The sequence below is a fragment of the Leptospira kobayashii genome, from assembly GCF_003114835.2.
GTDB classification, from domain to species: Bacteria; Spirochaetota; Leptospiria; order Leptospirales; family Leptospiraceae; genus Leptospira_A; species Leptospira_A kobayashii.
In genome coordinates this window covers 144,843-169,352 of the sequence record NZ_AP025028.1, presented here as the reverse complement: position 1 = coordinate 169,352, position 24,510 = coordinate 144,843, and the positions used below count along the sequence as shown (strand labels likewise).

Genomic DNA, 24,510 nt, shown 5'->3' with positions numbered 1-24,510 from the left:
ATCAAATCCAACCTTTCTTTTTAAACTCTTCTACTACAAGTTCCAAGTCTCTGGGAGAATCCACTCCCAGATTGGCTTTGTTTGCCAAAAAAACACCGATCGTATTCCCGTTTTGCAAAGCTCTCAATTGTTCCAAAGATTCGGCTGCCTCCCAATCGGAAGTCGGAAGGGAATGATAATTCAGTAAAAATTTTCTTTCATAACCGTAGATTCCCAAGTGACGGAAGTAATCGGCTTTTTTTTTGAAAGAAGAAGGGATAGGACTGCGTGAAAAATAATTAGCACGTGATAGTTGGTCAAATACCACTTTTACCCGATTGGGGTCGGTAGGATCTTCCGCTTCACTGAAACGAACCGCAGCCGTAGTCATTTCCCAATCACTGTGTTTCAACTTTAGATCGACTACACCGTCAATCAATTCGGGCTCGATGCCCGGTTCATCCCCCTGGATGTTGATGATAACATCATACTCGGGAAATTGGGTTGCGACTTCAATGATTCTATCCGTTCCTGTTTCGTGATCTTCCCTTGTCATGGCGACTTTACCACCGAAAGATAAAACGGCATCACGGATCTTTTCATTATCCGTTGCTACAACCAATTCGTTTAAAGATTTTGCTTTTTTAGAATGCAGATAAGTCCACTCGATCATAGGCTTGGAACCGATGAGTGCGAGTGGTTTGCCCGGAAAACGCGTACTTGCGAAACGTGCAGGAATCACGCCCAAAACTTTTTTTGCCATAACGGATCTTAGTTTACTAAAAATTCGGTAAAATAAATCTCTTTGATCTTTCCGTTCGTCAAAATATGATTCAAATGAGCCTTGATCTCTTCTCTTAAATCCAATTGATTGGTAATCGATTTCAAATCATCTTTCGTTTTGCGTGCGATGATCAAGTTGATGATGTTCTGCATTTGCGCTACACGCATTGCCAATTCCTGAGAAAGAGCCGGTTGTCCCGATTCAAATCCCAAAGACATCTTTAACTTAACAAAATGCGATTCTCCCACATCCGATGTATTGATTCGAAACTCTTCTTGAAAACTATATATCTCAAGAGGAGGAGGTGCTTTTACCAATGATATGTTCTTTTGTTGTTTAAAGACACTGGTAGCAGTCTTTTGAGCAACAAACATGGATATTACGGTAACAATGATGATTCCAAAAATAGCAGCGGCAATGTAAAGTAACCATTTAACAATGGGAGACATTCCCGCCCCACTAGGGGAACCTTCGGCCAGCCCGCCTTCTTCTTCGTCTACTTCACGATCACCCATTACTGATCTCCTTCTACATTTGTTTCTGTATTTGGTAACCGAGACTCAGGCAATCCGTACTTACTTTCGCCAGGAGCTCGTTTTGTTGATTTTTCGGTTAAAATAATAATATCTATTCTTCGATTGAACGCTTTTGCTTCGGGAGTGCCTTCGTTCTCCATAATCATCGGACGATACGAACCGAAACTGACTGCTTGGAACCAGCTGGGATCGATCTCTTCCGAATTGATCATAAATACTGTGGTATTCACCGCACGCGCCGCAGCCAAGTCCCAGTTGTTGATATATTCTCTTTCTTCTCTACCGGGACGATTCACGGGATTCACAGCATCATCATCGCTATGACCTTCCACTCGGACAAATCGTTCCAGACCATTGATCAAAGTTGCGGCTTTGCGCAAAGTCTCTCTGATGGACGGAGTGAGAATCGCAGATCCCGGATAAAAATAATCCGCGCCAACAAGTGAAATTACAAGTCCTCTTTCGTTTTCGGAAATACGAACTTTACCTGCTTCCACTTCCGGTTTGAAAACTTCCTGAGCGTCTTTTTTCGATTTGGATAAATTTCTACCCACCACTTGGGAAGGAAGCGCTTCGATATTCATACCCATCTCTTCCAAAGAACCTTTGGATAGTGTTTGACCGCCTGTAAAAAATCCCGTTGTGGATTTGAAAGCGGACAAAATGATCTGCATCTCTCTAGCGTCCGTCTTACCGGTAGTATAGAGAAGGATAAAGAAACATAATAATAGTGTCACCATATCCCCGTAAGTTGCCATGAACTCGGGGACTTTTTGGATACACTCGGGACATTTTTGACTTTTCGCCATGGCTAAAGATTAATCTCCGTCGTCCTTCATTGCCGCTCTCTCGACCGGAGTCAGGAAGCTCGCAAGTTTTTCCTTCACAATACGAGGGTTATCTCCCGATTGAATGGAAAGTGTTCCTTCCACCATAACCTGTTTGATCACAAGTTCGTCTTCCGATCTGCGTGTCAATTTACGAACCACAGGCGCGGCAAAAAGGTTCTGCGCAAGTGATCCGTAAAGAGTGGTGATCAAGGCAGTCGCCATACCTTGACCGATCGCGCTGGCATCTCCACCACCTAGGTTTTTTAACATCCCCACGAGACCAACCAGGGTCCCTAACATCCCGAAGCCCGGCGCAAAACCTGCGTAAGCATCCCACCAGCTTCTTCCATAAGCATGCCTTTGCGCGGTGTTATTAATTTCAGTTTCCATAATATTTCGAACTAGTTCCGGATCCGTTCCGTCCACTACAAGCTGAATGCCTTTCTTTAAAAACTCTTCCGGCAATTCGTTGATATCGTCTTCCAATGCAAGTAATCCTTCCCGTCTGGCTTTCTCGGAAAAACTCACAAGTGTCGTGATCAGGTTGGGAAGATCAAAAGTAGGGTTCTGAAAAGCCTTTTTGGTTACAGTTCCGACTGCCATAGTGGAAGTCCATGGAAAGGAGATGATGGTTGCTGCGGCCGCACCACCAAACGTGATCATTACGGAAGGAATATCGATCAAATCCATGATACTCAAACCACCTGAGATGGTTCCGAGAACCATCAAGGCACTTCCTAAACCAAGTCCGATTACTGTTGCTATATCCATAAGTACGCGTTATCCCTCTTTAGTTGGACGATTGGTCACTGGTAGAGAATGGATACGAGCCTTGTATTGAAAGACTTTTTCCACAACAGTGTCTACAGGTTCTGAAACGATGTACTTCTTCTCATTTAAGAGAGTGATGACAGTGTCCGGATTTGCCTCGATAGACTCAATTAAGTCCGCATTGAGTACAAATTCTGCCCCTTTCAGTCGATGTAGGATGACCAATGGATCCCCCTATAAGATTACTACTTATGTCTATCGACTGCTTTACGAATTTCGCTTACGAATTTTTCTTCGGTAAACCGATTGATGGATTTTTGGAATTCCGTTCGCTTATATGTAATGGATTCCGACTCTTGGATGGCAAGATTTAGTGATTCGACCGTCTGTTCTTTGAAAAATACTCCCGTTTTCCCGGGAATTACAGTTTCCAAAGCCCCTCCCTGGCCGTAAGCAATCACAGGTGTCGCATAGGCTTGAGACTCGACGGGGGTAATTCCGAAGTCTTCCATACCCGGAAAAATAAAACCGCGAGCCTTTTTGTAATAATCAAGCACTTCCTGGCGAGGGATTCCTTTTTTCCAAATGATATTGGAGGGGAGGTTTTTGGTAAGTTTGGTTTCTTCCTGTCCGCCGCCGATGAGCACCAGTTTTTTTTTGTTTTTGGTAAAAGCTTCGATCGCCAGATCGATTTTTTTATAGGGAGCGAATGCGGAAACCATCAGATAATAATCTTCTTTGGAATAATCCTGTACTCTGAACTCTTCCGACAAACAAGGAGGAGGAATCACTTGGTAATCTCTTCGGTAATATTTCTGAATCCTTTTTCCCACAAAATGAGAGTTACACGTAAAATAGTCCACTCTTTGTGAGGATGCTACATCCCATGTGCGAAGATAATTCGCAATCGATTGAAATAGAAAAAATTTCAATCCGGAACGATTGGGAAAATAATCATAATACATATCCCAAACATATCTCATGGGAGAATGGATATAACTCATGTGAAACGTATTCGGATGAGGGATAACTCCCTTTGCCACACAATGGGAAGAACTAAGCACCACATCATAACCTTTTAGATCCAGCGACTCTATCGCCGTCGGAAAAAGAGGAAGGTAATAGCGATAATATTTTTCTTTGAAAGGAAGTCTGTCGGTAAATGCGGTAGTGATCCTGCGATTTTCAATTCGACCGTTTAACTTGCCTTTGCTGTAAAATAAAGTGAAAAGATCCGCAGTAGGATATGCCTTGAGAAGAGAATCCAAAACCACTTCTCCCCCCCGCATTCCCGTCAACCAATCGTGTATGATTGCAATTTTCATTAATTTTGAGGTCCAATCCTTCTACCCAGTAAAGTAGTTCGCCCGTAAAAAGAAGCAGTAATGACAAATGGAATCGGCATAGTGTTTTCCAGATTTCGTGATGATTCCATATAACGACGCCCTTCTTTACCGATCGCTTCCGCATCGGCAACAGTAGTATATAATTCGTCATACATCTCGGTGGAATTGATCAATTTAGGAATGGTTCCCGAAGGAGCGTTCAATTTGTCCGTAATGGAACGAAAATCCAATACTATGGAGCGAACGTCTTCCCTATTCTCTTCGATGGTTTGCGAAGATGCTTTGAAGAAATCATCGAAATAACGTGCAGATGGCAGATAATCGGGTGTCTTTTGGCCCTCTTGGAATGTAGGCCTGAAATAAGGGGTCTTTCCATCGGAGCTACCCGGATTGATATTGATCACACGATTTGAAAACACGGTAATCGTCTGAAAATCCACTTGGTAATTGTCCCAGAGCGTCAAAGGCTCTTCCAAAGCAATATGAAGTTCGATCGCATGATCTTTGTTACTGTCCAGAAAATGCCGATCGGGAACATCAATCACCGGTCTTGAATCGATATGCGCAACGTAACCTTTGGGAATTCCCAGAATCCGAACCTCAGTACCCTCTTTGATTCCGTCGATCCTGGAATAAAACAAAGAAAGCCTGTACGGATATTTTTTATCAGGTCGGTCCGGCAAAATCACCGTGGTAAAAAAAGCAAAACAAATCAGAAATACAAAGAAAACTCCTGCCAAAATCTCGAGTGAAATCCGATTCCTTAGCTGTTTCCAGAGCACTCCTAATCCTTGAAAGAAAAGAAAGGCTTGGCAAGCAGTTTTTAAATGAAGTTAATGGAAGCTATGAAAGCAGTTACTATCCTCAAATACGACCCTACGGAACCGGCCTTAGAACTCAGAGAAAAAGAAATCCCGGTCCCTAAAGACAACGAAGTACTAATCAAAATCCATGTTTCTGTCATCAACCCCTCTGACCTAATGTTCATTAGGGGGCTGTACGGAATAAAGAAGAAAGCTCCCGTTTCCGCCGGATTTGAAGCAAGCGGAACGATAGTTTCCGTAGGTTCCGAAATCAAAACTTTGAAAGAAGGAATGAAGGTATCTTGTGTTTCAGGACAAAATGACGGTTCCTGGGCGGAGTATATGGTAACTACGGAAGAAAATTGTATTCCTGTTATAGATGGGATCAGTTTGGATGAAGCCAGTTCCTTTTTTGTAAACCCTATGACTGCTTGGGCCATGGTTTCCAAATGTAAGGCGGAAAATCATCCTGCAATGATCCAAACCGCATCCGCTAGTGCTTTGGGAAAAATGGTAGTCCGCCTTTGCGCAGAATGGAAAATTCCACTAATCAATGTTGTGCGAAAGAAAGAACAGGAAGATGCTTTGAAGGAAATCGGTGCGGAATACGTAATCAATTCAGAACTACCCAATTTCGAAAAAGAACTTTATAAAATTTCCAAAAAACTGAATGCAACTTATGCAATCGATGCGGTAGCCGGAGAGACGGCTCAGAAAGTATTGGAATGTATGCCTTACGGTGGAAAGTTAGTATGTTACGGAGCATTGTCCGAAAAACCTTTTTCAGTCAATGCGGGAATCATACTGTTTCAAAACAAAAAAGTGGAAGGGTATTGGCTCTCATCCTGGATTTATTCCATAGGTGTTGAAGAATTTCAAAAACAGGCAAAAGAAGCTCAAAAGTATTTGAAAACGATTTTTCAAACCAAAATCAATAAAAAATATCCGCTGGAAGAATTTCAGGAAGCTTTGGAATTTTATAAAAACCATATGACGGAAGGGAAAGTAGTTTTCGCACCATGATCTTTTCACCTAACAAGAAAGAGAATATAAATCGTTTACTGATTTTTACCGTACTATGTTTATCCTTGTTTTTTCAATCTTGTGTTTCACAAGCAAAACAAAACTTGGATCGACTCAAAAAATGCGAGTTCCAATTGGTAAACGTACTTGTTTCACTGACCCCAGGCCAGCGATTTTCTCTCATTCCTAAATTCACGATCACACCCATCATCGAAATCAAAAATCCGAATGAAGAAGATGTGACTATCTATCAATTTGATTTGAATTTGTCCCTACTGGGAGAAGGAGAGGAAGAAAAACTGGGGCGGGTAAAAAACTCGGAGCCTAAAACCGTTGCGAAACATTCTTCCATCACCCTTCCTTTGACTCTGGATTTGGAACAAAAAGACGGGTTCGAAAACAAGATTTTAAGTGTCGCTATGCGTTTGTTAAATGAAGCCGGCGCAGGTAAAGATGCGGAGTTTTTAATCGAAGGAAATGTAACTTTTGATACCGGATTTGGGAAAATCCCTTTACCAGTTTCCGAAAGACAAAATATTAAACTTAAGAAGTGAAGATGTCCTTTTTAAAAACCCTCTTTCTGGTTTTATCTTTTGTATTTCTCCAATGTATCAGCAAACAAGATGATATTTTTTATACGGGGGCGGAAGCGAATTATAAGATTTTTGAAGCTTTTGCCGCAAAAGATTCCGCTTGCGGGCACAATCACAGAATCACATCCGTTGTTTTCGGAAAAGTAAAACAGACGGATTTGGATGCTTGTACCAAAGCAATCAATCTTATGGATTGCGGTTCGTGGGCGGCAAGTGATCCTGCACCTTATAGGTGCAAGTCGATCAATTACAAACTTTAATCATGCTTCGCTACCTTTTCACATTTTCGCAAACGGAACTGATCCTTTTTGTTCTATTGGGTCTTGCTGGTATTTTTCTGTTAACGTTCGGCCTTTTAAAAAGCAAACATAGTCCGAAAAAAGAAAAGGTAGATGCAAAAGAAAAAGAAGACCCTTCCGCTAAAAAAGACAAATCAAAACAAGATCCTTCCTTGAAGGTGATGGAGATCTTTGATTATAACGGAACCAAAATTTTGCACCAGGATGGCGCTTATACGGTTAATGACAAAGGTGTAGTCACAAACTATTCCAATTGGAATTTACTTCCTAAAAAATATCAGTCGATGGTAAAGGAATTGGACAATCGTTCTCTGGGGGAAAAGGGAGAGGATTATTTTTTGGAAATATTAAACGGATTTTATTATGTATCTCTTCCCGGTGGAAAAAAGAAAAGATACGATACGATCGCAGACATTCCCCCGAACATTCGCAAAAGGCTCGGGGTTTGACCGGTGATCTTAAAATCTAAGAAGAAGTAACAACCGTTCTGCTAGGGGCGGTTTTAATCTTTCGCGGTTTAGATAAATTTTTCGCAGCTGATAATGCAGCTTTTTTCTCGGCATCTCTTCGAAGTCCTTCGTCCAAAACTTTTACAGGCGGTTTTTTCAAATCCCAAACAATTCCCACCCAACTCAAAGCTTTCAGTATATAATAGGACAAATCCACTTCGTACCAATAGAATCCCTGATTTGCGGAAGAACAGTAATAGTGATGATTGTTATGCCAACCTTCTCCCATCGTAAGCAAAGCGAGGAAAAGATTGTTTTTACTTGTATCTCTGGACTCAAAACGGGTGGAACCGTAAACATGAGAAAGAGAGTTGATTGTCCAAGTGGCATGACCTAGGAAAAAAGTAGCTACCGCATATCCGTAAACCAACCATCCCCATCCACCGGCAAGATATAACCCAATAGCGAATGTTAAAGGGGGAATCCAATGGTTGCGATCAATCCAACGCAGTTCAGGGTATTTGTAAAAATCGGGGATTAACTTTGTTTCATAATCATTATATTCATCCCGCAAAAACCAAAACATATGGGAATACCAAAATCCTTTGCGGGAAGGAGAGTGGATGTCCTTTTCCGTATCGGAATATTTGTGGTGATTCCTGTGGTGAGCCGCCCACCACAAAACTCCCTTTTGCATCGACATGGAACCGATCCAAGCAAGAACGAATTGAAAAACCCGAGAGGTTTTGAATGAAGAATGAGAAAAATAACGATGGTAGGCGGCTGTGATCCCGAACATTCGAACGAAATAGGAAACCACCGCAACGAGCACTAATTCCCAACTGAAGGGAACGGTAAAAACCGTAAAAACAGTCGCCTGAATCATAAAAAAAAGCACAAAAAATAAGACAGGAGCCTGATGTTTGACTACTGTTTCTACTGATGAATGTGAATTGTCCATTATCCTTAATTCCTACATTAAAGTAAGAGACAGACCCTCCGGATCGGTTGCAAAAAAATTCATTCTACTTGATTCTGCGCCCCCTCGAACAACCCTGTCCCTAGAAACCATGTCATCTAGAATTGTTGTCCAAAAATACGGTGGTACCTCTGTCGGTGACACAACCAAGATCCAAAACGTTGCCAAAAGAATCAAAAAATACCATGACCAAGGCCATAAAGTGGCAGTCGTTGTTTCGGCAATGGGCCACACAACCGACGAATTGGTAGCACTCGCGGATCAAATCTCAAAGAACCCGACCAAACGGGAAATGGACATGCTCCTTTCCACCGGAGAACAAGTTTCCATTGCATTACTTGCAATCGCTTTGAACGAAATCGGAGTTCCTGCACAATCTTTCACAGGATCACAGGTGAAGATTCTCACGGATGGAAATTTTTCCAATGCAAAGATCGAAATGATCGATCGTACCCGCATCGACCAAGCGTTTAACAACAATAAGGTTGTTATCGTGGCGGGTTTTCAAGGAATTGATAAAGACGAAAATATAGTGACCTTAGGTCGCGGAGGAAGTGATACTTCCGCAGTTGCATTGGCTGCCGCATTGGGTGCGGATGAATGCGAAATTTATACCGATGTCGACGGAGTTTATACCGCTGACCCCCGTAAAATTCCGCAAGCAAAGATGCACAAACAAATCACATACGAAGAAATGTTGGAACTTGCAAGTCTCGGTGCGGGAGTTCTACACTCCAGAAGCGTGGAACTGGGAATGAATTACAATGTGGTGATTCATGTTCGATCCAGCTTTCACGATAAACCGGGAACTCTTGTTATGAGTGAGGAAAAAATTATGGAAAAAATGAAAGTCAGCGGAGTTACCGCAAAAGGCGACCAAGCACGCATAACAATTGCAGACGTAAAAGACAAACCTGGGATCGCTGCAGAATTATTCTCTCAATTATCCGAAAAAGATGTGATCGTAGATGTAATTGTTCAATCTTCTCCAAGAGATGGGATCAATACGATCTCTTTCACAATCGCCAAAAAAGACATAGCTGCCACAAAACCGATCATTGAAGCTTATGCGAAAGACCACGGAAATGGAAAAGCGGAGATAGATGAAAATATTTCCATCGTTTCGGCAGTAGGTGTCGGAATGAAATCTCATGTAGGTGTTGCTGCAAAAATGTTCCAAGCACTTGCCGACAAAAGCATCAATATTGAAATGATTTCCACATCTGAAATTAAAATTTCCTGCGTCATCAAACAAAACCAATCCGAGGAAGCAGTAAAGGCCCTACACGCGACTTTTATTGAAAAATAAAAGTCTTCCCAGTGGAACTAGGGCTATTACTTTTTTGACCAAATGGTTCTTTTTAAGAAGCGATGGCTTGCGATTTGTGTAACAACGACTTGTTTGTTGACACAGACTGTCTATTCTTACGAATCCCTAAACCAAGTCATCGCCATCGTAGGTAACCGGGCAATCACACAAACCGAGTATGAAAAGGGAGTTGAGAAATACAAATCACTCTCCCGTTTTGTTCCCGCTCTTCGTAAAAAAGGTTCTCTCCACTCACAGGTATTAGACTTCCTGATTGATAGAACCATCGTAGACATCACTGCCGAGGAAGAATCCATTCAGGTAAACGAAAAAAGAATCGAAGCCGAAATCCAAAAACGGATGGAAGCACAAGGTATGACCGATATCGAAGCTTTCAAAAAGAGCGTACAACAGCAGTTTGGTTTGCCTTACGAGATTTGGCTCGAAGATCTTCCTTACCAGATCAAAAAAGGACAACTTTTGCAAATCAAAGTTTCTCCTCCCCTTCCTTCCGAACAAGAGATTCTTAATTGGTACAATAAGAACAAATCCAAGGTAGGATTCGAATTTAAATTCAGAGAATTGATTTTTTCGCCGGCTAACTCTTCTATAGACGAAGAAACCAGGATTTTCCAGGAACTAAACGAAATCCGCGCAAAATCCATCAAAGATCCTTCTTTTTTCAGATTGGTAGCTTCCGGTCCTAGAAATGAGTCCAGATACAAAGCAAACGGTGGTTTGGTGAACTGGGTCCCGACTTTCGAACTTTATAAATCCCAACCGACAACCGCCTCCGTCCTCAGCCAAGTGCAACAAGGCAAAGTTTCCGAAGTATTCAGAGACGATCGGAAAAGATACTGCCTGGTTTTCGTAGAAGGAATTCGTCCGACTCCTTTGGACGCAGTGAGAAAAGGGATTCAAGGATTGTTATTTCGGGACAAAGAACAATCCTCTTTTGAAGATTGGGTTTCGAGCACCCGGAAAAATACTTCCGTTGTTATATTCGATCCTATCTATATGAAAGAGCATAATATTTCCAATCCGGAAGAAAAGTACAACGCAGAATAAATATGTCCAGGAAAGATTATTTACCTACGTTCGTTGCGGTTTATTTGGATAACGAGACTCTCTCGTTTCTAAATGACAAACCATCTTGGGATCTTTGGAAAAAATTTCTCCAAAGAGTAGACTCTCTTTTTCCCAACATAACAGTTCATATACGAATTGATGACGATCTTCAGGAAAAGTTGAAATCGGAAAAAGAAATATCGAACCGATTGAAAACCCATACCGGGTTAAACGATGAATCCGATTTTTTGAAAGAGATGATTCCGTTTCTTCCTCCTTCCAAATTTCAAGATCCTGATTGGGACGAGGTTTGTTTTCTTTATCTGAAAGGGATTAGTCCTCTTCTGGACGTGGAGTTATCCAAAAAATCCTGGAAGAGACATCAGGATTTTTTCAGTCAATATTCCTATAGCGAAAATCTTCCCGAAGGAATCATCCCTACGATTCTCACCAGAGAATTTTTAAGCACCTTACCGGATAAGCTACCTTCCGATGTTCATTCTTTCTTCTTAAAAAATATAAACCATTACGATGTGGATATATTCTTTGTACCGCCGGATTTAAGACAGTACCGATTCGATCTTAGGGTCAATCATCCTCGCAATGTAAATCTGATCGAAAACCTATTCAAAAAAATCCCTGAGCCGACTTATTCCGAAATTCTACCTATCTTAAAAAAAGAACCGTCTATCTTCCGTTTTGCGCCTTCCTATATTGAATGGGAAATTCAAAGAGGATCGGATCAAAATTGTATCTTTCGCGGCAGAAACCATCTGATCGACAAAAACGACAAAACTTCCATTTCTTTGGACAATGCAAAAATGATTTTGTCCAAATTGGAATCTACGTTTCCCTCTCCTATGACAATTTGTTTGGGCGGAAACGGAGAACCGTTACTCCACCCCGATTGGAAAGAGATCGTCACTCTGGTTCTAAAGTTTCCTTACTTAACCGAGCTAATGATCGAAACATCACTTACATCTAACACAAAAGAGTTGGTGTCTTTTTTAGAAAACTTATCCGAAGCGGAAAAAAAGAAAATTTGTGTGATCGTGGATTTATCCACTCTAAAGGAAGATAGATACAAAACTCTATACGGAACAAACGATCTGTCTAAAGTTTTGGAATCAATCGATCTATTGAAACCCATTTTACCGCAAGGTTCTTTGAATGTGGAAATGATCAAAATGAAGGAAGTTGAAGATGAGATTGATGCTTACTTCACTTATTTTGAAAAGAAAAATATCAATGTGATCTTGCAAAAGTACAATAGTTATGCCGGCAAACTTATAGAAAGAAGGGTAAGTGATCTTACTCCGATACATCGTGAGTTCTGTTGGCACCTAACTCGCGATCTATATATCAATGCGAACGGTTCCGTTGCTATCTGCAAACAGGATATTACCCGCGAGATAGGAAATCTGGCGACTGAAGACTTAAAAGATATTTGGCAAAAAGGGAATTCTTATTTTGCTTCTTCTTTCCTGGGAAACCACTCCGAAATCCCCGCACCATGCCTTTCCTGCGATGAATGGTACACATTTAACGCCTAAACCTTTTGCTTTCATCCAGGCTAGATTGGGTTCGACCCGCTTGCCTGGAAAAGTTTTACTCGAATTGCCCGAAGGGTCGGGTGTAACCATCCTCGATCATATCTTCAGTCGGCTCATTCAAATTCTACCGAAGGAAAGAATCGTATTTTTAATCCCGGAAACAGACCTGGAATTGAAAGATTTTCTGAACCGAAAAGATTATCTCTGGTTTGCAGGTTCGGAAACCGATGTTCGCGAACGTTATATTCTGGCCGCAGAAACTTTCGGAGCAAAGGACATCGTTCGTTTAACAGGCGATAATCCGTTTATAGACATTCATTCCATTGAGCTACTTACGGAAGCACTCTGTCATTTACAAACAAGATTGTATTGTCTTTCATTCCTGAATTTACCTTTGGGCATGGGAGCGGAATGTTTCTCTTATGAGGCGCTAGTAAGTGAAAGAGACACGAAAACGGAACCACGACATAGAGAACATGTAAGTCTGCACATCAAAGAGGACTTGGAAAGGTATTCTGTCTACCGATTGAATCCCCCGTATCTCGATTCCAAAGAGATGGAAGAGTCCGCGTTGATTCGAATGACAATCGATGAACCTTCCGACCTGAAATTGGCAAATTTAGTCTGGTTCGAGTTAGGTGGTGAGTCTCCATTTTTCGGATCGAAAGAAGTAATAGATCTATATCAGAAAAAACCTGATTTATTCTTGGAAAATAAATCCGTCGAACAAATCCGTTTTTCTCTCCCTAAAAATGAATCCGAAAAAAAGAAAATTCACATTCAATACGGAGATCCGAAACAATTCGGTTCCGGTCATTTTGATCGTTGTCAGTCCCTTTCCATAGAATTGCAGATGAACGGGTATTCGGTAATTACGGATACAAAGCATCAACCGGATGCAGACGCATTCATTTTAGATGCAAGGGAAACTTTACCGAAAGATGAAACCGTTTTTCTAATAGATAATTTGGAATATAAAAATAGAAAAAATCCTTACTTGTTTTTACTGCCTCATCCCTCGGTAGAATGGAAAGATAAAAATCATTTTTCCTTTTACACTTCACCTTTGATAGATTCCTATCGAAACGAAAAAGAAGTCGTCGGAGATTGGCTAGTTTATGCGGGAGCGCTAGATGAAGTTTTTTCCGATTCTTTGGACCTATATCTGAAGGAAGTGTTGTCTCCCAAATGGGGAATCAATCATATAACAAGAGTTGGTGGAACAAACCCGAAACTTCCCAACATCAGATATTATCCCCGTTTGACAAAGACGGATTATATGAAATGCATTTCGAAATCGGAAGGATTTATTTCGTATTTCGGTCAAAGTGTTTTGGAAGCTATCTATTTGAAAAAGAAAGTAGGAGTTTTTGGAATGACTGAAATTCATAAAGAACTGGGAATGTTCTTATCTAAAAAAATTGAAATTCCTTATCTGGGAGAACCGAAAAATTGGTTTCTTCCTCCGGACACTTGTCTATCCTCCCCAATTAGATTGGATAGAAACGCACAAAATGTAATTTTGAATTGGTTGAAAACGCTTTGAAAGATTCTTTATTGAAAACAATATCCCTATTTTCGAAAATCACCTTAGTTTGGTTAGCTCTCACATTCTCCGCTTACTCGCAAGAAACTCCTCCTCCTACCGAATCGGAAACATTTCAATCCAAGATTGATTTGGAAAAAACGGGGAGAAATATCATAAACGCGCTTCGTTATGGAAAATTCGGAGTCGCAGACTTGGAATGGAAAAAAATCCAAGCTGATATTTATAAAGAAGAAGCGGAATATTCTTATCTGGCCGGAGCGATTCATTATTCCCGACTGGAATGGCCCGAAGCAAAAGATGCGCTCACCAAAGCTTTGGCAAAAGAACCGAATCAGGAAGCAGCCAGTTTTTTACTAGGAATGATCTATGCCCAGGAAGACAATTGGAAAGAAGCCAAAGACACCTGGCTGGAAACAAATCAGATTTCCCCTTACAATCCCTTTTATCATTACAATCTGGGAGTCGCCTACTATATATTAGGTGAATACGGACAAGCCATAACGTCTTTATCAAAATCCTTGGAATACAAGCCGAATTATTCGGAAGCAAAAACAATTCTTGTCAAAACCTATCTGGAACTTGGAAATTACGCCGAGGCAAAAAAAGAAATCGAATCCATTCTGGAAACCGATCCAAAAAATGTTATGGCATCCAATCTGCTCGGACGGGTAGTATACCTGACGGAAAAAGATCCTAAAAAAGCCTTAGCACTTCTAAAAGACGAACGGATATTAGGTTGGCGCGAAAAAAAAACATACGCACGTTGTTATTTTGAAGTTAGAAAATGGCGAAACGCCGAATCCCTTTTTCGATCTATCGCATTCTCCCCGTTTGCCGATGATTATGACCAAAGTTTTTATCTGAATCTACTTTTAAATCTGGGATTGGAAGAAAAGGCTAATGAATTTTTTCATTTCATTCAAAAGAAAAATAAGAACGATTCCACGATTGCGGAAGCCTATCGGATGTTACTTGCAAGCAGGGAAGGTAAAACCCTGCTTTATCACTATTTCAAGGTAAGATACTAGGAAACTACCGCTTCCGGCTTGGATTGAGTGTATTTCCATTCCACTGCGACACGGATCAATTTTTCATTCTCAGAGATACTGAGTTTTGTTTTGATACGGGAACGCAAAGTTTCAATCGTAGATGCCGCCAAACCCATATTAGCCGCAATCTCTTTTACGGGCATACCTTCTCCGATCATAAGAAACACTTCCAATTCACGATTGGAAAGTCTGTCGATCGGATCTTTTTCTTCTTTTTGAGAAGTTCTGTAAAGATGCCCCAAAAGCCTGGTGGCTTGAGATGAACTTACGAAATAATCCCCTCTGAGTACGGTGTGAATCGCTTCTACAATCTGAGTGGTTGTGTCTTCTTTGAATACATAACCCATAGCGCCCAATTTAAAGGCTCTATCGACAAACGTATCATCGGTTAACATACTAATGATGATCACTGCGATATTGGGAAAGGAAGTTCGCAATTTTTTCAAAAGCTGCAAACCGTTTTGATTTTGTTTCAACTGAATGTCCACAAGGACAAGAGTCGGTTGCAAGTTTTCTATGTCGGCAAATGCCTTTTCAATAGTGTCAGAACTTCCAATACACTCCAAATCATCTGATTTGGAGATAAGGTTGTTCAGGGCATCTACAACGAGTGGATGGTCATCGACGATGTATACTTGCTTTTTCATGTGTAATCCCAATTAAGATTCTTTTAGCGCGTTGATCATCTCTTGGGTCGCTTTTTTTCCATCCCCGAATAACATGAGACAATTGTCTGCAATGAATAACGGGTTAGGAACTCCGGCAAATCCGGGAGAAAGTGACCGTTTGATCACAACTACAGTTTTCGCTTTATCAACATCCAAAATCGGCATTCCCGCAATCGGAGATTTAGGATCCGTTTTCGCAAGTGGGTTTGTAACGTCGTTGGCACCGTTGACAATTACAAGATCAACATTTTCGAATGTACTATTGATTTCGTCCATCTCTTTCAGACGATCGTAAGGAATATCGGCTTCCGCCAATAAAACGTTCATATGGCCCGGCATCCTTCCTGCAACCGGGTGAATGGCGAAAGTTACATCGATCCCTCTCGCAGTCAGCAATTGGTACAAATCACGAACCGCATGTTGTGCCTGTGCTACCGCCATTCCGTATCCGGGAACGATCACAACGGTACGGGCAATATCAAGCAACATGGCAACTTCTTCCGCGCTGGTAGATTTGATCTTACCATGATAAAAATCGCCGTCGTCTTTCATCTCGGAAGCAACAGCACCGAATCCGCCGAATAATACGTTGGTAAGACTTCTGTTCATCGCCTTACACATAATCTGCGTTAGAATAATGCCGGATGCACCTACAAGAGAACCTGCAATAATCAAAACATTATTATTTAAAACAAATCCCGTAGCGGAAGCCGCAATCCCGGAATAAGAGTTCAAAAGAGAAATCACAACCGGCATATCCGCACCACCGATCGGAACTACAAGTAAGATACCAAGCAACAAACTGATCGCACTTAGAATCCAGTAGATTGGTTCATTGGTCGGATAAAGAGTGCTGTAAACTCCAAGCCCGATACAAGCAAGTCCGACAATGATTTTTACAACCTGATCACCCGGATAACGTACTGCTTTTTCAGTAACAAGGCCTTGTAATTTTCCAAAAGCAATAAAACTTCCGCTGAAAGTAACACCACCAATGATCGCTGAAAATACGATCGAAATGATCTCTTGGTAATTGACCAAATATTCATATTTGGGAATGGAAATTTGCAATGCGGAACCAGCTACGAGTACCGAAGCGATACCTCCGAATCCGTTCAGAACCGCGACCAACTGAGGCATAGCGGTCATTTGAATCTTGATGGCCAAAATAATTCCGATTATGGAACCGATTGCAATTCCAATGGCGATCCATTCGTAACTAATGATTTGCTGATCAAATAAAGTCGCGACTACTGCGATAAACATTCCCACAGCGCCCAGGATATTTCCTTTGGTTGCTGTTTTCGGATGACCGAGTTGTTTGAGACCTACGATAAAAAGTACGGAAGCTAAGAGATAAGATAAATTGAGCGCGTTTACTAAGTTCATTTTGAAGTTTCCGCTTAGTCCTTTTTCTTAAACATCGCAAGCATTCTGTGGGTAACCAGAAATCCACCCACGACATTGACCGTTGCAAAGATCACGGAAAGAAATCCCAAGATCTTAGTGATATTATTATCAGGCAGACCGGAGGAGTAGAGAGCACCGATCAGGGTGATCCCAGAAATAGCATTGGAACCCGACATAAGTGGGGTATGAAGAATGGGAGGGATTTTTGTGATGATTTCAAATCCGACGAAAATCGCCAAAACGAAGATCGTCACTGCGGTTACAAATATTTCCATAGGTATGAAATAGTATTTGGGGAAGTCCTAGTTTTTGGAAAACCAAATTTTATACCGAAGGTGCCGGGAAATTGGTTTCGAATCCATTCTCCGGAGGCTGATTTGAATCCTACCAAATGAAAAAGAAGCACAAATAAAGCAGAATGAATCAAACTTGACGCCAAAATGAGGTGTAACAAAGATAGTTACAAGTAACCATGTCGATTCCAACCAGATATTCCGTCGCCATCCATATTTTGACCGTTTTGGATATGGAGGGAGAACAATCTTCCGAAGAAATTGCGGGTTCCGTAGGAACAAATCCGGCGATCATACGTTTGCTTATGGGAAAATTGAAAAAAGCCGGCTTAATCCAGGTAAGACGAGGGATCAAAGGGTCCACACTATCCAGATCTCCGAAAGAAATCAGCTTATTGGATGTTTACAAAGCCTCGGAAAAAGACGAATCCTTGTTTTTGCTGCACGAAAATCCGAATCCCCAATGCCCCGTTGGAAAAAATATCCAGGAAGCATTGGAAGGAATTTTGGACGAAGCCCAAACTGCAATGGAATCCAAACTAAACGAATACAGTTTGGCGGATGTTACAAGCGATATTCGCCGCAAAATCAATTCTCAAAAAGGCAGAACTTTGAAAAAAGGCGCCTGATTTTTTATCAAATCAAATGTAATAATGTAACTTACAACAAAACAATAAAGGATTAAAAAATGAAATTAACACTGATAGGAGCAACCGGCTTCATAGGATCAAAAGTATTGGAAGAAGCGTTGAATAGAGGTTATCAAATAACCGCTGTTTTAAGAGACCCTTCCAAACTTAGCGTTGAACATAAGAATTTGAAAAAAGTCAAAGGGGATATATTTGATACGGAAGCTTTGACAAAAATCATTTCCGAAACCGACGGAGTTCTGGATTCCTACAATCCGGGTTGGACCGATCCGAATATCAGAGAAAATGTAATCAAAGGATCTGTGTCCATTATAGAAGCTACGAAAAAATCAGGAGTGAAACGATTCCTGATTATGGGTGGTGCGGGTTCTTTGGAAGTAGCACCCGGTTTACAATTGTTAGATACTCCCGAATTTCCGAAAGAGTATTTTCACGCTGCGGATGCCGTAAGAGAAGTCCTTAAGCTTTTAAGGACGGAAACCGAGTTGGAATGGAGTTTTCTTTCCCCTTCCGCAGTGATTGATCCTGCAGGAGCAAGAACCGGAAACTACAGAGTGGGGGCTGATTCTTTATTAGTTGATAGTGAAGGGAAAAGCGGAATCTCTTTGGGTGATCTTGCGAAAGCATTTGTAGATGAAGTAGAAGATAGAAAACATATCAGAAGTAGATTTACAGTCGGATATTAAACAAGGAAAGAAACACAAATGAAACTTAATATAAAATCAACCAAAAACCATCTGATTCAAATAGCGACTGCAACCTTACTCCTATCTTGTTTTTTATCATGCGCTCAAAAAGAAGATAAACTGGAAAAGAATAAACAAATTGTAAGTGATTTTTATAATTTGATTTTTAAAGATCACAAACCGAAGGAAGCCGTTGAACGATACGTTGGTGATAAATACATTCAACACAATCCTTACGTTCCGAATGGCACGGAAGCTTTCTTGGAATACTTCATACCTTATTTCAAAAATAATCCGGATTCAATTTCCGAAATCAGGAGAATTGTTGCCGAAGGAGATTTGGTATTTCTTCACGTTCATGCCAAACAAAACAAACAAGATCGTGGACAAGCGGTCATTGATATTTTCAGATTGGAAAATGGTAAAATTGTAGAACATTGGGATGTGGTTCAGCCAATTCCTGAAAAATCCGCAAATACAAATACAATGTTTTAATAATGAATCGAAAAACTTTTTTACTGTCAGCGCTCGGTTTGCTATTAGCGACCGTTTGTCGCCCAAAGCAAAAATCAAAATTACAAGAGGAAGAAATGAATACAAATAAAATGCCGGTTTTATTCGTCGGCCATGGAAGTCCGATGAATGCAGTCGAAACCAATTCATTTACAAAAACCTGGAATGAATTGGGAAAATCCATTCCCAAACCGAAAGCAATCGTATGTATCTCCGCACATTGGCTTACGGAAGGAACTTATGTGACTGCAATGGACAAACCGAAAACCATTCATGATTTTTACGGCTTCCCTCATCAACTGATGGAATATCTATATGAGGTTCCCGGTGATCCTATTCTTGCGAACAAGATTACAAAAGATATTTCGGATCCGAAAGTATCATTGGACGGGGATTGGGGATTGGATCATGGAACATGGAGTGTTCTTTGTCATATTTATCCTGAAAGAAATATTCCCGTTTTGCAAATCAGTATAGATGCAACCAAAGATCTGGCATGGCATTTGGAATTCACGAAAAAGCTATCCTATCTTAGGCGGGAAGAAATTTTGATCGTGGGCAGTGGAAATCTGGTTCACAACCTAGGTCTCTATAATTGGAAAAACCCAACTGAAATTTTGCCTTGGGCGAAAGAAGCAAACGATACTTTTAAAAAATGGATTACTGAAAACGATACCAAAGCCTTCGTGGATTCGGATCGTTTTACACGTGCTATGTTTACAGCAATCCCGACCGCGGAACATTATATTCCCGCGATCTATGCACTTGGTCTAAGGGAATCCGACGACAAGCTGGAATTTTTTAACGATGTCCTGACTAGTTCGATTTCCATGACCGGATTTCGATTGGGATAAGCATCATTAGGATTTTTTTTCCAACTGAGACACGTCTCTTACTGCTCCCGTATGAGCGGAAGTTGTCATTGCTGCATAAGCCCTTAAAGCAGCAGATACAAACCGATCTCTTGCTTTGGGTTTCCAAGCAAGAGATCCTTTCGCTTCCATAGCAATTCTTCTTTTTTCCAATTCGGAATCGGAAATCTTCAGTTCAATCCTGCGGTTGGGAATATCAATTTCAATCGTATCCCCCTCCTCTACAAGCCCTATGATTCCTTTTTCCGCCGCTTCGGGCGAAACATGACCGATGGACAATCCGGAAGTTCCTCCGGAAAATCTACCGTCCGTTAAGAGAGCGCATTCTTTTCCCAAACCTTTCGACTTTAGATACGAAGTAGGGTATAACATTTCCTGCATACCTGGTCCGCCTTTGGGGCCTTCATAACGAATCACTACGACATCACCGGCCACAATTTGATTTCCAAGAATCTTTTCCGTAGCCTCGTCCTGACTTTCCATCACCCTAGCCTTTCCGGTGAATTTCCAAATGGATTCGTCTACTCCAGCCGTTTTCACAATACAACCGTAAGGAGCAAGATTTCCGAAAAGGACCGCCAAACCGCCATCTTGCGAATATGCGTGTTCTTTACTTCTAATACATCCGCTCTCTCTGTCCAAGTCCAGTTCGGGCCATCGCATGGATTGGGAAAACGGTTCCGTAGTTCGAATTCCTCCCGGCGCAGCTAAAAACAAGTCTTTCGATTTGGATCCTTCTTTTGCTTTTATGATATCCCATTCGTCAATCGCTTTGCCTATGGTTTCCGTATGTACGGTAGGAACGTTCCGATCGATAAGTCCGGCCCGATCCAACTCGGCAAGAATTCCCATAATACCGCCCGCTTTATGAACGTCTTCTATATGGTATTTTTGAGTGGCGGGTGCCACCTTACATAAACAAGGTGTTTTTCGGGAGATTTTGTCGATATCTTTCATGGTGAAATCGACACCTGCCTCTCTGGCAGCAGCTAATATATGTAATACTGTATTTGTGGAACCGCCCATAGCTACATCCAAACTCATCGCGTTCTGGAAAGCTCCGAATGTGGCGATATTTCTGGGGAGAGCGGATTCATCACCTTTCTCATAATATCTTTTTGCCAAATCCACGATCACTCTTCCCGCAGTTAGAAAAAGCTCCTTTCTGTCGGAATGTGTTGCGAGTATAGTTCCGTTTCCGGGAAGAGAGAGACCCAATGCCTCTGTCAGACAATTCATTGAATTAGCAGTGAACATTCCCGAACAAGAACCGCATGTAGGACAGGCGGATCTTTCCAAAGTGGCAACTTCTTCGTCCGAAACATTCGGGTTAGCCGCCTCTACCATCGCATCGATTAGATCCAGTTTCCGAGTCGTCCCTTTCCAAATCACTTTGCCGGCTTCCATCGGCCCACCGGAAACGAAAATGGTAGGTACGTTTAATCGCATAGCAGCCATTAGCATACCAGGTGTGATTTTATCGCAATTGGAAATGCATAGAAGCGCATCCGCAGTGTGAGCGTTTACCATATATTCGACCGAGTCGGCAATCAAATCCCTGCTGGGAAGAGAATACAACATCCCTCCGTGCCCCATTGCAATCCCGTCGTCTACTGCGATCGTATTGAATTCTTTTGCAACCCCACCGGCCTTTTCAATTTCTCTTGCTACCATTTGTCCTAAGTCTTTCAAATGGACGTGCCCAGGTACAAATTGAGTGAACGAATTTGCAATCGCAATGATCGGTTTACCGAAATCATTGTCGTTCATTCCGGTGGCTCTCCAAAGAGCTCTGGCGCCGGCCATATTTCTGCCATGAGTGGAAGTGCGGGATCTGTATTGAGGCATAATGAACTGCTACCTTATATTAACTTAGACGTCTAGTGTTTATTACTTTGTATAGTGGTCGGATTTATAATCATGCTCTGGACTGAAATGATAATGCGGGATCAGGGATCCCCGCTTCCTTGAAACCTTTGGCACGAAGCAAACAAGAATCGCATTTTCCGCAAGGTCTCCCGCGAACCGGATCATAACAAGAATGTGTTAGGTGAAAAGGAGCGCCTAAAGAAATTCCCAATTCCACGATTTCTTTTTTGTTCAAAGAGATCAGAGGGGTTTTGATTTGGATTCCATTTTCCTGTCTGCTGGTTACTCCCTTTTTTGTACCCAGATTCGCCATATTTTGGTAAGCTTCGATAAAATCAGGACGACAATCGGGATAACCCGAATAGTCCAAAGCATTCACTCCGATGTAGATCGAATCAAATCCATGACCCTCCGCCAGGGAAAGTGCGAAAGATAGAAACAGAATATTGCGTCCGGGCACATACGTATTCGGAATTGTTTTATCAGTTTCAATTCGTGAAACACTAGTTTGTTTACGAACCTTTAATTTTTTGTCAGTCAGAGAACTTCCCAGGAAAAAACCAGGGTCCAGTTTTTGAGTGAAATGGGGAATTCCCAAAAGTTTGCTGATCTTTTTACTTTTGGTTAATTCTATTTTATGTTTCTGGGAATAATCGAAAGACAATGCAACTAAAGGAAGTTTTTTCGTTTTAGGATATCCGTATTCTTTTGCCGCATAATACAGACAAGTGGTGGAATCCAATCCACCGGAAAGAAGGACGACTGCCCCTTTTGAATTCGACATGATCTTTTCCTATTTATTTTTAGGACCAGAGTAGACACAAGAGCTTGAACAAGTCTCATATACAGTGATCTTATCTAAAAGCGGTAGATTCGGTTTCAGATGATTCCAAAGCCAAACCGCCAAATTCTCGCTAGTTGGATTTTCCAATCCTGGAACCTCATTCAATACATAATGATCCAAAGATTCGGTGATGATCGGTTTTACAATTCCTTTCAATTCTCCGAAATCCATGATCCAACCGGTATGCGGGTCAATCGCACCTTTCAAGCTGACGGAAAATCTAAAACTATGACCGTGCATACGTTTGCATTTATGGCCTTCAGGGACATTGGGAAGAAAATGAGCTGCTTCGAATCCGAAGGTTTTGGAGAGTTCGATTTCCTCCATGGTTACTCTTCTACTGAATATTCCGTAAACAAAGACTTTTGATTACCGACATGTTCTTGGAATTCAACCGGATACTTGGTAGTAAAACAAGCATCACAGAAGCCGCCGCCTTTATGACCTTCGACCGCTTTGTTCATTCTTTCCAAAGAAAGATAAGCAATCGAATCCACTCTCAGATATTTTTGAATTTCATCAATCGTATGAGTTGCTGCAATGAGTTCCTTATGTGTAGGAATATCTATTCCATAATAACATGGTGAAATCGTAGGAGGCGCGGAAACCCGGAAATGTACTTCTTTGGCACCGGCATTGCGGAGCATCTTAATGATTTTTCTACTCGTAGTCCCTCGCATAACAGAGTCATCGATGACAATCACTCGCTTGCCATTTACGACTTCTTTCACTACGTTGTATTTGATTTTGGCACCGAAATCCCTGATCTTTTGATCCGGTTCTATGAATGTCCTTCCCACATAATGGGAACGGATGAGTCCGCTTTGGTAAGGAATCCCGGACTCTTCACTATAACCCAAGGCGGCTATGGTAGCGGAGTCAGGAACGGGAATCACTACATCTGCTTCCACAGGCATAACACGCGCTAATTGGCGACCGAGTTCTTTTCTGACTTTATAAACGGAGTCACCGAAAATATAGGAATCCGGTCTTGCAAAATAGATATATTCGAAAATACAAAGACTAGGTTGAGCTTTCGCAAACGGATAAAGTGATCTCACACCGGTATGGTCGACTACCACCATTTCCCCCGGTTCCACATCCCGAACATACTCGGTCTCCGTGATATCAAAAGCGCAGGTCTCAGAAGCAAATACGATGGCTCCATCCGGTCTTTTTCCCATCACAAGAGGGCGGAATCCATTGGGGTCCCGGACTGCGATCAAATATCTGGGAGTCAAAACCAAAAGGGAATAAGCACCACGCACTTGATTCAATGATTCGCATAATGCCTGCAATAGATCCGTCTGATGACTTCTCGCCATCAAATGAACGATCACTTCGGAATCTATTGTGGTTTGAAAAATGGATCCGTCTCTTTCCAGGCGATTGCGGATGTCCCAGGAGTTGACCAAGTTGCCGTTATGCGCAAGAGAGATCGGTCCAAGATGGGATTCCACCCGAACCGGCTGTGCATTTCGAAGGAAACTGGCACCGGTCGTAGAATAGCGGTTATGACCGATCGCGGCTTCTCCGATCAGCTCCTTGATTTTGGACTGAGTGAAGATATTGGCAACCAATCCCATATTCGCATAGCGATAGAGATGGTTTCCATCGGTGGAAACGATCCCACTCGATTCTTGTCCTCGGTGTTGGAGAGAATACAGCCCTAGGTAAGTAAAATTGGCTGCTTCTTTACTATTGTAGATGCCAAATATGGCACACTCTTCTTTTGGTTTGTCAGATTGAAGAATCATTGGTAGAATGACAATTGCAGTATTTCTA

28 protein-coding genes are annotated in these 24,510 nt (G+C 41.6%); 13 read left to right on the top strand and 15 right to left on the bottom strand.

Features of this window, described 5'->3' with window-relative positions; all coding sequences use genetic code 11:
- Window position 1: 1 nt before the first annotated feature.
- The 7 genes from kdsB to DI077_RS00805 are packed head-to-tail and all read right to left on the bottom strand — an operon-like array spanning window position 2 to window position 5,028.
- The gene (kdsB, locus tag DI077_RS00835) at window positions 2-742 is read right to left on the bottom strand and encodes a 3-deoxy-manno-octulosonate cytidylyltransferase (protein ID WP_109021845.1); all 741 of its coding nucleotides are present in this window, start codon (window positions 740-742) and stop codon (window positions 2-4) included.
- Between the two features lie 8 nt (window positions 743-750).
- Window positions 751-1,278, bottom strand: coding sequence for a flagellar basal body-associated FliL family protein (locus tag DI077_RS00830; protein WP_109021844.1), 528 nt, complete (start codon window positions 1,276-1,278; stop codon window positions 751-753).
- Window positions 1,278-2,108 carry a flagellar motor protein MotB gene (gene motB / locus DI077_RS00825; protein ID WP_109021843.1) on the bottom strand — a complete coding sequence of 277 codons (831 nt, stop codon included), beginning with the start codon at window positions 2,106-2,108 and terminating at the stop codon, window positions 1,278-1,280. Before motB ends, DI077_RS00830 begins: the two co-directional genes overlap by 1 nt.
- 9 nt (window positions 2,109-2,117) lie before the next feature.
- Window positions 2,118-2,900, bottom strand: a complete 783-nt coding sequence (locus DI077_RS00820) for a motility protein A (RefSeq protein WP_109021842.1) — start codon at window positions 2,898-2,900, stop codon at window positions 2,118-2,120.
- 9 nt (window positions 2,901-2,909) lie between these two features.
- Entirely contained in the window at window positions 2,910-3,125 is a 216-nt protein-coding gene (locus DI077_RS00815) for a flagellar FlbD family protein (RefSeq protein WP_109021841.1), read from the bottom strand.
- Window positions 3,126-3,145: 20 nt separating this feature from the next.
- Window positions 3,146-4,225, bottom strand: coding sequence for a glycosyltransferase (locus DI077_RS00810; protein ID WP_109021840.1), 1,080 nt, complete (start codon window positions 4,223-4,225; stop codon window positions 3,146-3,148).
- Window positions 4,225-5,028, bottom strand: coding sequence for an MlaD family protein (locus DI077_RS00805; RefSeq protein WP_109021839.1), 804 nt, complete (start codon window positions 5,026-5,028; stop codon window positions 4,225-4,227). The genes DI077_RS00810 and DI077_RS00805 overlap by 1 nt, the downstream gene beginning before the upstream one ends.
- Window positions 5,029-5,091: 63 nt before the next feature.
- Between DI077_RS00805 and DI077_RS00800 the strand changes: the two genes are divergently transcribed.
- The 4 genes from DI077_RS00800 to DI077_RS00785 are packed head-to-tail and all read left to right on the top strand — an operon-like array spanning window position 5,092 to window position 7,413.
- Window positions 5,092-6,072, top strand: a complete 981-nt coding sequence (locus DI077_RS00800; protein ID WP_242935300.1) for a zinc-binding dehydrogenase — start codon at window positions 5,092-5,094, stop codon at window positions 6,070-6,072.
- Entirely contained in the window at window positions 6,069-6,626 is a 558-nt protein-coding gene (locus DI077_RS00795; RefSeq protein WP_109021837.1) for an LEA/WHy family protein, read from the top strand. The genes DI077_RS00800 and DI077_RS00795 overlap by 4 nt, the downstream gene beginning before the upstream one ends.
- 2 nt (window positions 6,627-6,628) lie before the next feature.
- Complete coding sequence (locus DI077_RS00790) at window positions 6,629-6,925, top strand: LIC13255 family lipoprotein (protein ID WP_109021836.1); 297 nt, start codon at window positions 6,629-6,631, stop codon at window positions 6,923-6,925.
- Between the two features lie 2 nt (window positions 6,926-6,927).
- Window positions 6,928-7,413, top strand: a complete 486-nt coding sequence (locus DI077_RS00785) for a hypothetical protein (RefSeq protein ID WP_109021835.1) — start codon at window positions 6,928-6,930, stop codon at window positions 7,411-7,413.
- A gap of 16 nt (window positions 7,414-7,429) precedes the next feature.
- Here the strand turns inward: DI077_RS00785 and DI077_RS00780 are convergent, their stop codons facing one another.
- Window positions 7,430-8,374 carry an acyl-CoA desaturase gene (locus DI077_RS00780; protein WP_109021834.1) on the bottom strand — a complete coding sequence of 315 codons (945 nt, stop codon included), beginning with the start codon at window positions 8,372-8,374 and terminating at the stop codon, window positions 7,430-7,432.
- Window positions 8,375-8,483: 109 nt separating this feature from the next.
- Here DI077_RS00780 and DI077_RS00775 point away from each other — a divergent pair, with 109 nt between their 5' ends.
- The 5 genes from DI077_RS00775 to DI077_RS00755 are packed head-to-tail and all read left to right on the top strand — an operon-like array spanning window position 8,484 to window position 14,899.
- Window positions 8,484-9,701: an aspartate kinase gene (locus DI077_RS00775; RefSeq protein WP_109022190.1), complete on the top strand. Its 1,218-nt coding sequence runs from the start codon at window positions 8,484-8,486 to the stop codon at window positions 9,699-9,701.
- Between the two features lie 42 nt (window positions 9,702-9,743).
- Window positions 9,744-10,769 carry a putative peptidyl-prolyl cis-trans isomerase gene (locus tag DI077_RS00770; protein ID WP_109021833.1) on the top strand — a complete coding sequence of 342 codons (1,026 nt, stop codon included), beginning with the start codon at window positions 9,744-9,746 and terminating at the stop codon, window positions 10,767-10,769.
- A gap of 2 nt (window positions 10,770-10,771) precedes the next feature.
- On the top strand, window positions 10,772-12,322 hold the full coding sequence (locus tag DI077_RS00765; protein WP_109021832.1) for a spiro-SPASM protein: 1,551 nt from the start codon (window positions 10,772-10,774) through the stop codon (window positions 12,320-12,322).
- Complete coding sequence (locus DI077_RS00760) at window positions 12,297-13,868, top strand: cytidylyltransferase domain-containing protein (RefSeq protein ID WP_109021831.1); 1,572 nt, start codon at window positions 12,297-12,299, stop codon at window positions 13,866-13,868. The genes DI077_RS00765 and DI077_RS00760 overlap by 26 nt, the downstream gene beginning before the upstream one ends.
- Window positions 13,865-14,899, top strand: a complete 1,035-nt coding sequence (locus DI077_RS00755; protein WP_242935298.1) for a tetratricopeptide repeat protein — start codon at window positions 13,865-13,867, stop codon at window positions 14,897-14,899. Before DI077_RS00760 ends, DI077_RS00755 begins: the two co-directional genes overlap by 4 nt.
- Here DI077_RS00755 and DI077_RS00750 read toward each other — a convergent pair.
- Genes DI077_RS00750 through DI077_RS00740 form a run of 3 tightly spaced genes read right to left on the bottom strand, consistent with a single transcriptional unit; the run spans window position 14,896 to window position 17,273 of the window.
- Window positions 14,896-15,567, bottom strand: a complete 672-nt coding sequence (locus DI077_RS00750) for a response regulator transcription factor (RefSeq protein WP_109021830.1) — start codon at window positions 15,565-15,567, stop codon at window positions 14,896-14,898. The genes DI077_RS00755 and DI077_RS00750 overlap by 4 nt on opposite strands.
- 12 nt (window positions 15,568-15,579) lie before the next feature.
- The gene (locus DI077_RS00745; protein WP_109021829.1) at window positions 15,580-16,977 is read right to left on the bottom strand and encodes an NAD(P)(+) transhydrogenase (Re/Si-specific) subunit beta; all 1,398 of its coding nucleotides are present in this window, start codon (window positions 16,975-16,977) and stop codon (window positions 15,580-15,582) included.
- Window positions 16,978-16,991: 14 nt separating this feature from the next.
- Complete coding sequence (locus tag DI077_RS00740) at window positions 16,992-17,273, bottom strand: NAD(P) transhydrogenase subunit alpha part 2 (RefSeq protein WP_109021828.1); 282 nt, start codon at window positions 17,271-17,273, stop codon at window positions 16,992-16,994.
- A gap of 197 nt (window positions 17,274-17,470) precedes the next feature.
- Between DI077_RS00740 and DI077_RS00735 the strand changes: the two genes are divergently transcribed.
- The 4 genes from DI077_RS00735 (at window position 17,471) to ygiD (ending at window position 19,994) form a co-directional block, all read left to right on the top strand.
- On the top strand, window positions 17,471-17,920 hold the full coding sequence (locus tag DI077_RS00735; protein WP_109021826.1) for an Rrf2 family transcriptional regulator: 450 nt from the start codon (window positions 17,471-17,473) through the stop codon (window positions 17,918-17,920).
- A 59-nt stretch (window positions 17,921-17,979) separates the two neighbouring features.
- On the top strand, window positions 17,980-18,627 hold the full coding sequence (locus tag DI077_RS00730) for an NAD(P)-dependent oxidoreductase (RefSeq protein ID WP_109021825.1): 648 nt from the start codon (window positions 17,980-17,982) through the stop codon (window positions 18,625-18,627).
- Between the two features lie 18 nt (window positions 18,628-18,645).
- Window positions 18,646-19,122 (top strand): nuclear transport factor 2 family protein, encoded by a 477-nt coding sequence (locus DI077_RS00725; protein WP_109021824.1) that lies wholly within the window; start codon window positions 18,646-18,648, stop codon window positions 19,120-19,122.
- A 95-nt stretch (window positions 19,123-19,217) separates the two neighbouring features.
- Window positions 19,218-19,994 (top strand): 4,5-DOPA-extradiol-dioxygenase, encoded by a 777-nt coding sequence (ygiD, locus tag DI077_RS00720; protein WP_242935297.1) that lies wholly within the window; start codon window positions 19,218-19,220, stop codon window positions 19,992-19,994.
- Between the two features lie 6 nt (window positions 19,995-20,000).
- Here ygiD and ilvD read toward each other — a convergent pair whose 3' ends face one another.
- From ilvD to purF, 4 genes are all read right to left on the bottom strand, one after another.
- A complete protein-coding gene (gene ilvD, locus DI077_RS00715) occupies window positions 20,001-21,860 on the bottom strand; it encodes a dihydroxy-acid dehydratase (RefSeq protein WP_109021822.1) in 1,860 nt (619 codons plus the stop codon).
- Between the two features lie 70 nt (window positions 21,861-21,930).
- Entirely contained in the window at window positions 21,931-22,665 is a 735-nt protein-coding gene (gene queC / locus DI077_RS00710) for a 7-cyano-7-deazaguanine synthase QueC (RefSeq protein WP_109021821.1), read from the bottom strand.
- A gap of 9 nt (window positions 22,666-22,674) precedes the next feature.
- Window positions 22,675-23,052, bottom strand: a complete 378-nt coding sequence (gene queD, locus DI077_RS00705) for a 6-carboxytetrahydropterin synthase QueD (RefSeq protein ID WP_109021820.1) — start codon at window positions 23,050-23,052, stop codon at window positions 22,675-22,677.
- Window positions 23,053-23,054: 2 nt separating this feature from the next.
- Window positions 23,055-24,482, bottom strand: coding sequence for an amidophosphoribosyltransferase (gene purF, locus DI077_RS00700; RefSeq protein WP_109021819.1), 1,428 nt, complete (start codon window positions 24,480-24,482; stop codon window positions 23,055-23,057).
- Window positions 24,483-24,510 lie beyond the last annotated feature (28 nt).

What these genes read in the sequence shown, in the direction of transcription:
- DI077_RS00820 (WP_109021842.1), bottom strand. Translation starts at nt 2,900, where the DNA reads ATGGATATAGCAACAGTAATCGGACTTGGTTTAGGAAGTGCCTTGATG.
- DI077_RS00745 (WP_109021829.1), bottom strand. Translation starts at nt 16,977, where the DNA reads ATGAACTTAGTAAACGCGCTCAATTTATCTTATCTCTTAGCTTCCGTA.
- DI077_RS00830 (WP_109021844.1), bottom strand. Translation starts at nt 1,278, where the DNA reads ATGGGTGATCGTGAAGTAGACGAAGAAGAAGGCGGGCTGGCCGAAGGT.
- ilvD (WP_109021822.1), bottom strand. Translation starts at nt 21,860, where the DNA reads ATGCCTCAATACAGATCCCGCACTTCCACTCATGGCAGAAATATGGCC.
- queC (WP_109021821.1), bottom strand. Translation starts at nt 22,665, where the DNA reads ATGTCGAATTCAAAAGGGGCAGTCGTCCTTCTTTCCGGTGGATTGGAT.
- DI077_RS00770 (WP_109021833.1), top strand. Translation starts at nt 9,744, where the DNA reads ATGGTTCTTTTTAAGAAGCGATGGCTTGCGATTTGTGTAACAACGACT.
- DI077_RS00800 (WP_242935300.1), top strand. Translation starts at nt 5,092, where the DNA reads ATGAAAGCAGTTACTATCCTCAAATACGACCCTACGGAACCGGCCTTA.
- DI077_RS00750 (WP_109021830.1), bottom strand. Translation starts at nt 15,567, where the DNA reads ATGAAAAAGCAAGTATACATCGTCGATGACCATCCACTCGTTGTAGAT.
- DI077_RS00760 (WP_109021831.1), top strand. Translation starts at nt 12,297, where the DNA reads ATGAATGGTACACATTTAACGCCTAAACCTTTTGCTTTCATCCAGGCT.
- DI077_RS00725 (WP_109021824.1), top strand. Translation starts at nt 18,646, where the DNA reads ATGAAACTTAATATAAAATCAACCAAAAACCATCTGATTCAAATAGCG.
- DI077_RS00775 (WP_109022190.1), top strand. Translation starts at nt 8,484, where the DNA reads ATGTCATCTAGAATTGTTGTCCAAAAATACGGTGGTACCTCTGTCGGT.
- DI077_RS00730 (WP_109021825.1), top strand. Translation starts at nt 17,980, where the DNA reads ATGAAATTAACACTGATAGGAGCAACCGGCTTCATAGGATCAAAAGTA.
- DI077_RS00810 (WP_109021840.1), bottom strand. Translation starts at nt 4,225, where the DNA reads ATGAAAATTGCAATCATACACGATTGGTTGACGGGAATGCGGGGGGGA.
- DI077_RS00790 (WP_109021836.1), top strand. Translation starts at nt 6,629, where the DNA reads ATGTCCTTTTTAAAAACCCTCTTTCTGGTTTTATCTTTTGTATTTCTC.
- DI077_RS00765 (WP_109021832.1), top strand. Translation starts at nt 10,772, where the DNA reads ATGTCCAGGAAAGATTATTTACCTACGTTCGTTGCGGTTTATTTGGAT.
- kdsB (WP_109021845.1), bottom strand. Translation starts at nt 742, where the DNA reads ATGGCAAAAAAAGTTTTGGGCGTGATTCCTGCACGTTTCGCAAGTACG.
- DI077_RS00740 (WP_109021828.1), bottom strand. Translation starts at nt 17,273, where the DNA reads ATGGAAATATTTGTAACCGCAGTGACGATCTTCGTTTTGGCGATTTTC.
- purF (WP_109021819.1), bottom strand. Translation starts at nt 24,482, where the DNA reads ATGATTCTTCAATCTGACAAACCAAAAGAAGAGTGTGCCATATTTGGC.
- ygiD (WP_242935297.1), top strand. Translation starts at nt 19,218, where the DNA reads ATGAATACAAATAAAATGCCGGTTTTATTCGTCGGCCATGGAAGTCCG.
- motB (WP_109021843.1), bottom strand. Translation starts at nt 2,108, where the DNA reads ATGGCGAAAAGTCAAAAATGTCCCGAGTGTATCCAAAAAGTCCCCGAG.
- DI077_RS00785 (WP_109021835.1), top strand. Translation starts at nt 6,928, where the DNA reads ATGCTTCGCTACCTTTTCACATTTTCGCAAACGGAACTGATCCTTTTT.
- queD (WP_109021820.1), bottom strand. Translation starts at nt 23,052, where the DNA reads ATGGAGGAAATCGAACTCTCCAAAACCTTCGGATTCGAAGCAGCTCAT.
- DI077_RS00735 (WP_109021826.1), top strand. Translation starts at nt 17,471, where the DNA reads ATGTCGATTCCAACCAGATATTCCGTCGCCATCCATATTTTGACCGTT.
- DI077_RS00780 (WP_109021834.1), bottom strand. Translation starts at nt 8,374, where the DNA reads ATGGACAATTCACATTCATCAGTAGAAACAGTAGTCAAACATCAGGCT.
- DI077_RS00795 (WP_109021837.1), top strand. Translation starts at nt 6,069, where the DNA reads ATGATCTTTTCACCTAACAAGAAAGAGAATATAAATCGTTTACTGATT.